The organism is Clostridium sp. AF34-13 (assembly GCF_003477845.1).
Taxonomy (GTDB): Bacteria; Bacillota; Clostridia; order Lachnospirales; family Lachnospiraceae; genus Butyribacter; species Butyribacter intestini.
This window is the reverse complement of sequence record NZ_QUEB01000018.1, coordinates 61,232-72,563: the sequence shown is the minus strand read 5'-3', so window position 1 is coordinate 72,563 and position 11,332 is coordinate 61,232. Positions and strand designations below refer to the sequence as shown.

The following is an 11,332-nucleotide window of genomic DNA, read 5'->3' as shown; positions in this document are numbered from 1 at the left end:
ATTAACCAAGTAGTCTTGTTTGACTACATCATTATTATACTAGGAGGGAGCATATGGCAGTTACTATTTTCGCCGCTATTGATGTCGGTTCACACGAAACATCAATGCGTATTTATGAAATATCCAAAAAATATGGTGTGCATGAAATCGAATATGTCCACCATACCGCCAGACTTGGACTTGAAACATATTCGACAAAACATATAAGCTATACCACCATAGATAAACTATGTAATATTTTAAACGGTTTTTCTGAAAAAATGAAAGAATATGACATACACGATTACATGATTATTGCTACCAGTGCATTGCGTGAAGCCGATAACAATTTAATCGTTCTTGATCAGGTAAAGCAGCGCACCGGTTTTTTAATAAAGATACTGAGCAATTCCGAACAGCGCTATCTTTGTTACAAATCATTGGCACTTAAAGAAAACTCTTTTCACAGTCTTATAAAAGACGGCACACTTCTCGTCGATGTGGGAGGCGGCAGCATCCAGTTGTCACTTTACGATAAAAAAACACTTATAGCAACACAAAATATTATGCTTGGTTCGCTCAGAATACAGGAAGTTCTACAGGATATGCAATACAAGACCGATAACTATCAGAACCTTGTATATGACTATATCGCTCACGGACTGCATACTTTTGTGCAGCTCTATTTAAAGAGCCGCAAAGTTAAAAATATAATAGCACTCGGAAATCAGTTGCAAAGTTTTGTTAAATATATGACACTTCACAATTTCGGAACATTAAAGTCTGCCGATGACAAATATGAAAAAAGAAATTGTGTCAACCGCATTGAATTTGATGATTTTTACAAATCCATCACCTCAAAAACACCGGATGAACTTGCCAAAGAATTAAATACATCACTTGATAAGGCATCCCTGCTTCTTCCCATTGCAATGATATACCGCAATATTCTTGAAGAAACTGATGCAGGACAGATATGGATTTCTAAAATGACAATCTGTGACGGAATGGCAGCAGATTTTGCTGAGAAAAAGGAAAAAATCGCCCCTGCCTTTAATTTTACTGACGGCATCCTCTCCACTGCAAGAAATATTGCAGCAAGATACCGAGCTGACGAGGCACATTACCGCAATGTTGAAAAAAACTGTCTTTTATTGTTTGATGCAGTTAAAAAACTGAATAATCTTACTAAGCATGACAGGCTTTTACTTCAGATTTCTGCAATTTTGCATAACTGTGGCAATTTTATAAACATGAATGCAGTTGGTGAAAATTCATATAAAATAGTAATGTCAACTGAGATAATCGGTCTTTCACATAAAGAAAGAATGATGGTCGCATATATGGTAAGATACCTTGACTCATCTTTTCCAAAATATGCTGAGATTTCTGATGTTTTCAGCCAGCAGGAATTTATCAAGATAGCTAAATTAAATTCTATCTTACTGCTCGCCGACGCAATGGACAGAAGCCACAAGCAGAAGTTTGCAAACACTACCGTATATCTGCGAGGCTCAAATCTTTTTATCACCGGAAAAACATTGTATGATATTACACTCGAACAGGGAATTTTTGACAATACTTCAGATTTCTTTGAAGAGCTTTATGGAATTAAACCTGTTCTCAAGCAAAAAAAAGAATTTTAATCTAAGGAAGATAGTGTGAAAAATATTTTTTTCACACACAAGATTTGTGTCTGCGCACACTTGACACAAACTCGATATGTCCAAAAAATGTGTGCAGAAATGAGGATTTTATGTCAGAAAATAATTATTTAAAACACGAGTATTTTTATAATAGAGAACTTAGCTGGATTTCGTTTAACTACAGGGTTTTAAGTGAAGCACAGGATAATAAACTCCCTCTTTTAGACAGACTTCGTTTCTTAGCCATAACAGCATCAAACCTTGATGAATTTTTTATGATAAGAGTTGCTTCATTAAAAGATATGGTTCAGGTAAATTACACAAAAAAAGATATTGCAGGCATGACACCGGGTGAGCAGCTTTCTGCCATCAGCAAAAAAACTCATGAGCTTGTTCACGACCAGTACGATGTGTACGGAAAGCTTATCTCCAAACTTTCAGACAACGGCATCCACCTTATCTCCCACTACGAAGAACTTGACGACAGACAGGAAAGGTATGTAAATGAATATTTCCGTTCAGAAGTATATCCTGTACTCACTCCTATGGCAGTTGACTCAGCAAGGCCTTTCCCTCTCATACAAAATAAATCACTTAACATCGGTGCCATATTAAAATTTAAGCCATCAAACAAAAAAGACGGCAACGGTCAGTTTCGTGAACTTTATGTCTCACATCAGGGCAAAAAACAGGGTGATAACATAAGCGATACTGATTTTGCAACAGTTCAGGTTCCATCAGGACTTCCTAGATTTGTCGAGATACCTGCAAAAAATGACGGAGATAAATGTTTTATATTATTAGAACAGATAATTGAAAAAAATATTGATAAATTATTTGTAAACTATGAAGTATTATCAGCTTTCCCTTATCGTATAATGAGAAATGCCGACCTTTCTATCGACGAGGACGAGGCAGCCGACCTTCTTATAGAAATACAGCGTCAGTTAAAAAAGAGGCAGTGGGGACAGGCGATACGACTTGAAGTTGAAGACGGTATTGACAAGAAACTTCTCAAAACCTTAAAGAAAGAATTAAACATAAGCGAGGAAGATATTTTTAAGATAAATGGTCCTCTTGACCTTACTTTCCTCTCAAAACTTGCAGGTATTGAGGGCTATGACGACCTCAAAGGAAAAGGATATACTCCTCAGCCTGCAAAATGGATTGATGCAAATAAAAATATCTTTGACCAGATAAAAGAACATGATGCACTTTTAAATCATCCGTATGAGACATTTGAACCTGTTATCGAGCTTGTACGACAGGCATCAAAAGATCCAGATGTGCTTGCCATCAAACAGACACTTTACCGTGTAAGCAGCCACTCTCCTATCATTGCTTCGCTTGCGGCAGCAGCAGAAAACGGCAAACAGGTTACCGTTCTTGTCGAACTTAAAGCAAGATTTGATGAGGAAAATAATATCATTTGGGCGCGAAAACTCGAAAAAGCAGGCTGCCATGTTATTTATGGACTTGTCGGTTTAAAGACACACAGCAAGATTACACTTGTAGTCAGGCGTGAGGAGGATGGTATCAGAAGATATGTGCATCTTGGTACCGGAAACTATAACGACAGTACGGCAAAAATATATACGGATATGGGACTTCTCACCTGCAAGAAAGCAATCGGCGAAGATGCCACTGCATTTTTCAATATGCTTTCAGGCTATTCAGAACCAGCCGCATGGAACAAACTTGCCGTAGCACCTATCTGGCTTCGTGACAGATTTACCGAAATGATAAACAGAGAAACAGAATTTGCAAAAGCGGGCAAAAAAGCATTTATCAAAGCTAAGATGAATTCCCTCTGTGACCCCGGCATAATAGCTTCGCTTTATAAAGCATCTGCCGCCGGAGTTAAAATCGACCTTGTCATCCGTGGAATATGCTGTCTTAAAACAGGAATAAAAGGAATAAGCGATAATATCACCGTCCGTTCTATCGTAGGTGATTTCCTTGAGCACAGCAGAATATTCTATTTCCACAACAATGGCTTTGAGGAGGTCTATATGGGAAGTGCTGACTGGATGCCTAGAAACCTTGACAAGCGTGTTGAAATCCTGTTCCCTGTCGAAGACGAAACACTCAAAGAAGAAATCATTCATATTCTTGATATACAATTTGCAGACAATGTAAAAGCAAGAGTAATGCAGAGTGACGGAACATACATTATCCCACCACGCAAAATCGGTCAGAAAAAAATATGTGCACAGCAGTATTTCTGCAAAGAAGCCATCGCAAATGCTAATGAAAAAAAACATCAACGCAGTGCAACATACAATACAAGTTTTGAACCGTTGCTCCATATTGACGACGAAGAAAAATAAAAAATAGCATTAGTTTGTAAAAGCAAAATACTCTGGAATATACCCAAAAAGAACTTAACAAAGTTAATTTTCATAAAAAATTTAAACGCACCGGACAAAAAATCCGGTGCGTTATAAACAAAACAAGTCATTTTTTAATATTATATCTTCTATTTTCTGCTACTTGATCCAACACTTTTTATACTTGCCTTTAGTAATTCATTTATCCTTAATTGCCAAAATCCTCACACGAAACTTTTTCTTACGATATTTTCGGTTCCAAAAATATCTACCTGCCGTCTATCAACACCTCTTTACCTCTAAATGCAAAACCATAGTGATGAATGTTTTCTTCTTTCACTCCTCTTTTGATAATCTCTGCATCATAGTTTTTGTCCTCTATCTGCTTTAATGCCGCTGCAACTGTTTCTTCAAGTGTGTTTTCTTTTCTAGGATTTATTACTTTAAATTCTATTACGATACCAGGGTATTTTTCATTTGTTTTATCTATCGGCTCCAGCATTATGTCATATCTTCCATAGCCGCTTTCACGGTTTGAGGTAATGATATAGTTTTCCGTCTGGTCTACCATAAGTCCTAGTACAAATCCGTGGTAAAAATTTTCTGGAGCTTTCCTATTAGATTTTTTCTTTCCAGAATCAAATGAACTAAATGTATTCAATGCTACATCATTCATGTACTCATTCATACTTTCTATATCACCACTTATGAGTGCTCTTATAAACTCATTTGTTTCATGCTTTGCGGGACTGAACCATCTGAGTATCATTTTTCTGAACATAAACAATATCTCACGGTTTGTCAATGCAAGTTCATATTCATTATCGCTTTCTCTTATCAGATTCAACTCTTCTGACGAAACAACTTTCAAATAGCCGCTCGCAAGCATAAGACTCCACACAGCATCCTCTGAGTAGTCTAGCTCTGAAAATACTATCTGCTCATCTACAATAACATTTATTTTTTCACCACTAATAAGATTTTCTATCATTGTTTTTATATATGGACTTCCTTTTTGAACAAGACTGTTTATCAGTCCATTTGAACTTGAATCTGCCCAATAGGTTTTTAAACTCTTAAATTTCAAAAAATTTATTATCGACCACGGATTATAAATATCTTTTTTATCTCCAAAAGTAAATCCGTCATACCATGTTTTCACAATATCCTTTTTGTCTGAAAGTCCCTGTTCATCAAAAGAATTAAACATGTCCCCTGCAATTAGCGATACTTTTCATCGTTCCATATTTCAAGACCCTCGAATAAATCCCCTCTGTCTTTGTATTTGTTTGAGAAAAAACATTCAAGCATACTCATGTTTAATGTTTTTCCGAATCGGCATGGGCGTGTTATAAGTGTTACTGTATCGTCATTATCCCACCATTCTCTTATAAAATTTGTCTTGTCTATATAAAAATTATCTTTTTCCCGTATTGACTCAAAACTTTGATTTCCTATACTTATAACCTTTGCCATATGCACCACTCCTGTTTATTTTCGCAATCCAAACTCAGCACTTAACACTATCCAATCAAGTAACTGAGAGGATTGCGAACATCCTCTTTATAAGCTATATTTTAACATTGAAGCAATTTGATGTAAAGCAGTCATTAGAGGCTCCTACACTGCTGCCAATGCCTGCTCTATATCCGCTATAAGGTCAGCTTTATCTTCAAGACCGCATGATATTCTTATAAGTCCTGCCGATATTCCTGCTTCTTTTAACTGCTCGTCATTCATCTGTCTGTGCGTTGATGTTGCAGGGTTAAGACAACAGGTTCTCGCATCGGCAACATGAGTTTCTATGGCTGCGAGTTTAAGATTTTTCATAAATCTCTCTGCTGCCGCTCTGCCGCCTTTTACCTCAAATGATACTACGCCACATCCTCCGTTTGGAAGATACTTCTTAGCAAGCTCATAATATTTATTTGAAGGAAGTGTTGGATAATTTACATATTCTACTTTATCATGCTTTTCAAGGAACTCAGCAACCGCCTGTCCATTTTCAACATGTCTTGGCATACGCACATGAAGTGATTCAAGACCGAGATTTAATATAAATGCACTCTGCGGTGACTGAATACAACCCAAATCTCTCATAAGTTGTGCCGTACATTTCGTAATAAATGCACCTTCTTTTCCAAATTTCTCGGCATATGTGATTCCATGATATGACTCATCAGGTGTGCAAAGCCCCGGATATTTATCTGCGTGTGCCATCCAGTCAAATTTACCGCTGTCTACTATAGCACCTCCGACTGCCGCACCATGACCGTCCATATATTTTGTTGTGGAATGTGTCACTATGTCTGCTCCCCACTCGATAGGCCTTAAATTAACCGGAGTCGGAAAGGTATTATCAACGATAAGAGGTACTCCATGCTCGTGTGCAGCTTTTGCAAATTTCTCAATATCAAGCACTGTAAGTGCCGGATTTGCTATCGACTCTCCAAATACCGCCCGCGTATTTTCCTTAAATGCGGCATTAAGCTCCTCATCGGTACAGTCCGGGTCAACAAATGTAACATCTATTCCCATTTTTTTCATCGTAACCGCAAGCAGATTAAATGTTCCGCCATATATAGAAGATGATGAAACAATATGACTTCCTGCTTCACATATATTAAACATCGCAAAGAAGTTTGCTGCCTGACCTGACGAAGTGAGCATACCTGCGGTGCCGCCCTCAAGTTTTGCTATCTTTGCTGCAACAAGGTCATTTGTAGGATTTTGAAGCCTTGAATAAAAATATCCCTCTGCTTCAAGGTCAAACAACTTCCCCATATCTTCACTTGTATCATATTTAAATGTCGTTGACTGATAAATAGGTATCTGTCTTGGTTCTCCGTTTCCGGGTGTATATCCCGCCTGAACACAATTTGTATTAATTGTATAATCTTTCATAATCTTTTTTGCCGCATATATTTATCGACTCTGTCAATTTTTTCTTCGTAACTCTGAGCATGACTTTCTTACCTACGCAAGCCGCACCATATATAAAACAGTAATCATAAATCAACACGGCTCCTCCTGTCCTTTTAATATTCTATAAACACTACAGACTTAGTAGTATTTTAAGCTATTATATCACAAACTCAGAAAAAAGAGTAAAAAAATACATCACCACAATGAGATTTTTCATCCAATGTTAAATCGAACGAAACACATCTTAATTATGGTAATGTATTTTTAATTATTATGGTATGTTTAAAATATCTTTTAAATCAAACGATGTCATAGGACGCATATTTCCGTTTCCTGTATCATGTTTTTATATGAATTTCACCTCAAAAGTGTACGGCTTGGTTACATCTTTAAATGAGGACAAAAAATTTTCAACAGCTTCTTTTGCATATCCATCTGATGTTTCTATCATTGTCTTTTCATCAACTTTTTTCCTGCAGTCCTCTTCAGCTCTTTTAAGTGCTTTTGTGGCTGCCTCCAAACTGTCAGACTTTATCCATGAAGTGTCATAAATCTGATAATCAGCCCCAATATTTGGTTCTCCTACAACTGCATGGGGCAGTGAAACGCTTATTTTTCTTTTTTTATCATCAATCTTAATTTCTGCTTTTGACATATCTACATACGATTTCACATAACCGGTATATTTGATATAAAACTCTTTATTAAAAAATCCGCTCTTATCTTCCATCTTTACTACACCATCATATATAACTTTTGAAACCGCAAGTTCATTTAATTCATTAAGCTGTCCGCTTATAAAACTCTCAGTAACAACATCACTTAACTTATCCCTGTTGTCAATATTTATTTTTATATAAAGTATTATAAATGCAACACACATAACTGCAACTGTTATGGCTATCGTCCTGACTGTTATTCCATGGTGCCACAGACTGCCAGTCTTGACGGCATTGTTTTCTCTTTCATCATATGCGTTTCTTTTATTCATATTTCTTTCTTTTTTATCATGGACAGCTTTTTTTAACCTATCCATAATTTTCTTTACAGATTCCATAACTCACCAAATCCCATCTATATACTATTCTTTTGCATTTGTCATTCCTGATAATACAGTTTTAACAAATCTAAACACTACCTCAAAAAGTCACTCTTAACAATGCATCATTCCTGCCCACCATCTGAAACATTTACATTTACATTTATATTTATATACTCGTCACCGTCAACAGATACACTTACTTTATATGGTTTTCTACATTTTTTTGCCCCCTCAAACATATCCTCAACAAGCTTTTTAGCTCTCATATTAGCTTTTTTTACCATATCTGTCTTATCAGTTTTTTCCCTACATTCACTTTCTGCCTGTTTAAGTCCCTGCATGACAAACTGCTTTCCCTCTAATTTATTCCACGAAACCTCATCCCATTTAATGCTGCTTTTTAATATGTTTATATCAACCGTATCTGCTGCCGGAAGTTTAATATCTATCGTCCTTTTATCATCATCAACCTTAACTTTCGCTTTAGAAAGGTCAACCCCGACTTTCACCTCAGCCTTATACTCCATTAGTGCAACCTCATCAAGGACATCTATAAACCACTTATTCCTCACCTCAGTAATACCACTATATGTCGTACTGAGCACTGCAAGTTCACTAATACCTTTCACCTTTTCAGAATATACATTAGAATAAGAAACTTTTGGTTCTGCTTTCTTTGCAAAATGAACTTTCAACAAAATCCCACCCAATACAAGAATGCAAATCAATACTATTACTATAATACATTTAATTCTTTTTCCAAATCCAAAAAAATATCTAAACAAAAACATAACATCCCCATTTCCAACAACCTCCCGTAATCAGAGAGTCTCAAAAAAAATTATATTGCACTCAACCATCACCAGAGCCGCCAACCTTAAATTAAAGTCAGTTACCACCGCTGACATAAATAATACCCCTATACTAACTTACAAAAAATATTTTGTCAAATTCATAAAAGTTCCAATATTCCATAGGAATGAATCCTTAAAGATTTTATTTGACGCAATTTCCGATTAATTTATACTAAAACATTAATTCTGTAAAAATATGCATCTACCTTTTATTTTTCAAACAAACAGCAGGAACAGATAAAAACTCATCTGTCCCTGCATCAATTAACCTCTTATCAAAAATTACAATCTCATTATCGCATCCTGAGCAAGTTCTGACCTCACACATTCATCTGCAGACATTGATATCTGCCAGCAAAGCGGACTTCCCTGCATATGCTTTGCCGCATAACTTAACACATTTGTCCTCTCATCAAGAAACGGTTTATCTATCTGGTCAGGATCTCCCAGAAGAATTATTTTTGTATTTTTGCCTGCTCTTGTCATTTCCCCCGGAAGATACACTATATCATCATCAAACTTTTTTCTATCCTGATTGTTCCTCCCTGCTCAAGTTTAACACCCGTAAGTAAATCCCCCTGAATTAAGCTGATTTCTAAACGAAAGTAATGACTGCGATATAGATGCTTTTGCCGACTTTCATTCCGCAAAGGTGCACCCACTTTCTTAAAAAATGAATAATACAATTTTTATTACCCGTAATAATTAAGTCACAAAAGCTTAATCACTATACCTGTATTTCGTATATTCACAACAGCTCAAATCACTTGGCATAAGGAACGCTCTTTCCTATTTTCTTAACGCTCTCACGCTCTATTATCTTACCCTGTATTGAAAAAACTCCCGCTGAATACAATGCATTCTGCATTTTGTGGAGCATTATATGAACAGCCCTTTTTGCCATCTCTCCTATGTTTATCTCATATGTCGTGATGCCTATATCAGCCTCCTGGTCGTACTCAAAATTATCAAAACCAACAACCGAAACATCGCCTGGAACTGAATAACCGGCTTCTTCAAGTTTTCTTATAATAAGACTCGCCGCTTTATCACAGTTGCAAAAAAATGCCGTTGGAATTTCTTTTGGCAGAATAAACTGCCTATCATAATTCATCTTGCCATAAATATTATCTCTATCGTCAATGATCCAATCCGCACGGTACTTAATCCCTCTTTCCATAAGTGCCTTGAGATAACCGAAAAATCGATCATCAATACTCGGTGTCATAAGCCTTGTTCCCACAAAACCTATATTTTTATGTCCCCTGTCAAGAAGATAATTTGTCATATTATATCCTCCGTAAAGGTTATTGCTGACAACATAATCCCCAGCTTCATCACCGTCAGTCGTATCAAAATAAAGAACCGGAAAATTCTTTGTCCACCCCTTAACGGCATTCATATATTTCTTTCCAAAAGCACCCATAACGATTATCCCATCAACTTTATTTTCAGATAGCAGCATCGGCATGATACAGTCATTTTCCTGTGAATATTCAACTATCTCTATCATCGCAAAGCACTTTTTTTTAATGGCACGCTGCGATATTTCCTGATATATGTTCCAATAAAATGACTGTTTTTCCACTATATATCGCTCGGCAACGATAACACCGAGATTGTAACTTTTTCCTGCCTCTTTTTCTTTGTTCTGCACTCTCTTGACATATCCCATCTCATCAGCAAGTGCAACTATCCTGTCTCTTAATTCATCACTCATACCTTTCTGACCGGATAAAGCCTTTGAGACCGTAACCGTACTGACACCGATTTTTGCAGCAATATCAGATAACTTTACTGCCTTTGCCATTTCTTTTTCCTCCAATTGCTATGATTTTTCCTGTCCACACCATAAATGATGCGACCGGCAACTAAGATTTTGCCTTAAGTCCTTCCATAACGCCTCCGAGCAAATATGATGATACATATGCAACAGACGAGCCTCCAAATATCAGTATCAATGCCGCAAATTTTGATATGACACCTGGCAAAAAGAAAAACAACAACGGTATGCAGACATTTACACATATAACCAATACACTTAAAGGAAGATTACATACCACAAGTTTAAATGCTGCCAAAAAATATCCCTTTATCGTGTTTTCAAATATGGCTGCAAGTTCAAACACATACACAAACATTGCAACTCCAAATACAAGGAGCGTAATGCATCCGCCGTACATCACGGAATTAAAGCTTCCTGGTGCTTTATGTAAAAGATACATATCCAAAAACAATACTCCAAAAAACAGCCAGAATGTAAGCGATAAAAACATACCGTTCTTAAATTCTGCTTTAAAAGCATTAAAATAAGTTCTTACTATGCCTTGTTCCGTATTGGAACGCATCTTTTCGATAACGATGTATAGGGCAACGGTTGACGGACCTATCGTCACAAGAAAAACGCTCGTGAGCAGCCAGACTATGTTTAAGACTGCCATGTCACATACCCTTGTGAGAATACGGGCAACTTTATTGTCAGGTTTCAAAACTTCTTTTATATCTGCCGCCATTCTTCATGCCTCCTCTGTAAGCACATGACCATATTAACTTTAA

At 36.6% G+C, this 11,332-nt stretch carries 11 protein-coding genes; 2 read left to right on the top strand and 9 right to left on the bottom strand.

What is annotated here, in order from left to right; genetic code table 11:
* Positions 1 to 53 precede the first annotated feature (53 nt).
* Both DWZ63_RS13830 and DWZ63_RS13820 read left to right on the top strand, forming a co-directional pair.
* Complete coding sequence (locus DWZ63_RS13830; protein WP_022015530.1) at positions 54 to 1,625, top strand: ppx/GppA phosphatase; 1,572 nt, start codon at positions 54 to 56, stop codon at positions 1,623 to 1,625.
* A 110-nt stretch (positions 1,626 to 1,735) separates the two neighbouring features.
* Complete coding sequence (locus DWZ63_RS13820) at positions 1,736 to 3,955, top strand: RNA degradosome polyphosphate kinase (protein WP_118500195.1); 2,220 nt, start codon at positions 1,736 to 1,738, stop codon at positions 3,953 to 3,955.
* A gap of 268 nt (positions 3,956 to 4,223) precedes the next feature.
* Here DWZ63_RS13820 and DWZ63_RS13815 read toward each other — a convergent pair whose 3' ends face one another.
* The 9 genes from DWZ63_RS13815 to DWZ63_RS13785 form a co-directional block, all read right to left on the bottom strand.
* Positions 4,224 to 5,165 carry a PD-(D/E)XK nuclease domain-containing protein gene (locus DWZ63_RS13815; RefSeq protein ID WP_347474871.1) on the bottom strand — a complete coding sequence of 314 codons (942 nt, stop codon included), beginning with the start codon at positions 5,163 to 5,165 and terminating at the stop codon, positions 4,224 to 4,226.
* 11 nt (positions 5,166 to 5,176) lie between these two features.
* Positions 5,177 to 5,431, bottom strand: coding sequence for an AAA family ATPase (locus DWZ63_RS16235; RefSeq protein ID WP_347474869.1), 255 nt, complete (start codon positions 5,429 to 5,431; stop codon positions 5,177 to 5,179).
* 144 nt (positions 5,432 to 5,575) lie between these two features.
* Positions 5,576 to 6,859, bottom strand: coding sequence for an O-acetylhomoserine aminocarboxypropyltransferase/cysteine synthase family protein (locus DWZ63_RS13810; protein ID WP_118500194.1), 1,284 nt, complete (start codon positions 6,857 to 6,859; stop codon positions 5,576 to 5,578).
* Positions 6,840 to 6,974 (bottom strand): hypothetical protein, encoded by a 135-nt coding sequence (locus DWZ63_RS16160; protein ID WP_270393692.1) that lies wholly within the window; start codon positions 6,972 to 6,974, stop codon positions 6,840 to 6,842. The genes DWZ63_RS13810 and DWZ63_RS16160 overlap by 20 nt, the downstream gene beginning before the upstream one ends.
* A gap of 252 nt (positions 6,975 to 7,226) precedes the next feature.
* Positions 7,227 to 7,916: a DUF4230 domain-containing protein gene (locus DWZ63_RS13805; RefSeq protein WP_207664396.1), complete on the bottom strand. Its 690-nt coding sequence runs from the start codon at positions 7,914 to 7,916 to the stop codon at positions 7,227 to 7,229.
* A 128-nt stretch (positions 7,917 to 8,044) separates the two neighbouring features.
* Positions 8,045 to 8,707: a DUF4230 domain-containing protein gene (locus DWZ63_RS13800; protein ID WP_182431536.1), complete on the bottom strand. Its 663-nt coding sequence runs from the start codon at positions 8,705 to 8,707 to the stop codon at positions 8,045 to 8,047.
* A 351-nt stretch (positions 8,708 to 9,058) separates the two neighbouring features.
* A complete protein-coding gene (locus DWZ63_RS13795; RefSeq protein WP_118500204.1) occupies positions 9,059 to 9,262 on the bottom strand; it encodes a PhoH family protein in 204 nt (67 codons plus the stop codon).
* Positions 9,263 to 9,539: 277 nt separating this feature from the next.
* A complete protein-coding gene (locus DWZ63_RS13790; protein WP_118500192.1) occupies positions 9,540 to 10,586 on the bottom strand; it encodes a LacI family DNA-binding transcriptional regulator in 1,047 nt (348 codons plus the stop codon).
* A gap of 61 nt (positions 10,587 to 10,647) precedes the next feature.
* Complete coding sequence (locus DWZ63_RS13785) at positions 10,648 to 11,289, bottom strand: DUF624 domain-containing protein (RefSeq protein WP_118500191.1); 642 nt, start codon at positions 11,287 to 11,289, stop codon at positions 10,648 to 10,650.
* Positions 11,290 to 11,332: the final 43 nt, after the last annotated feature.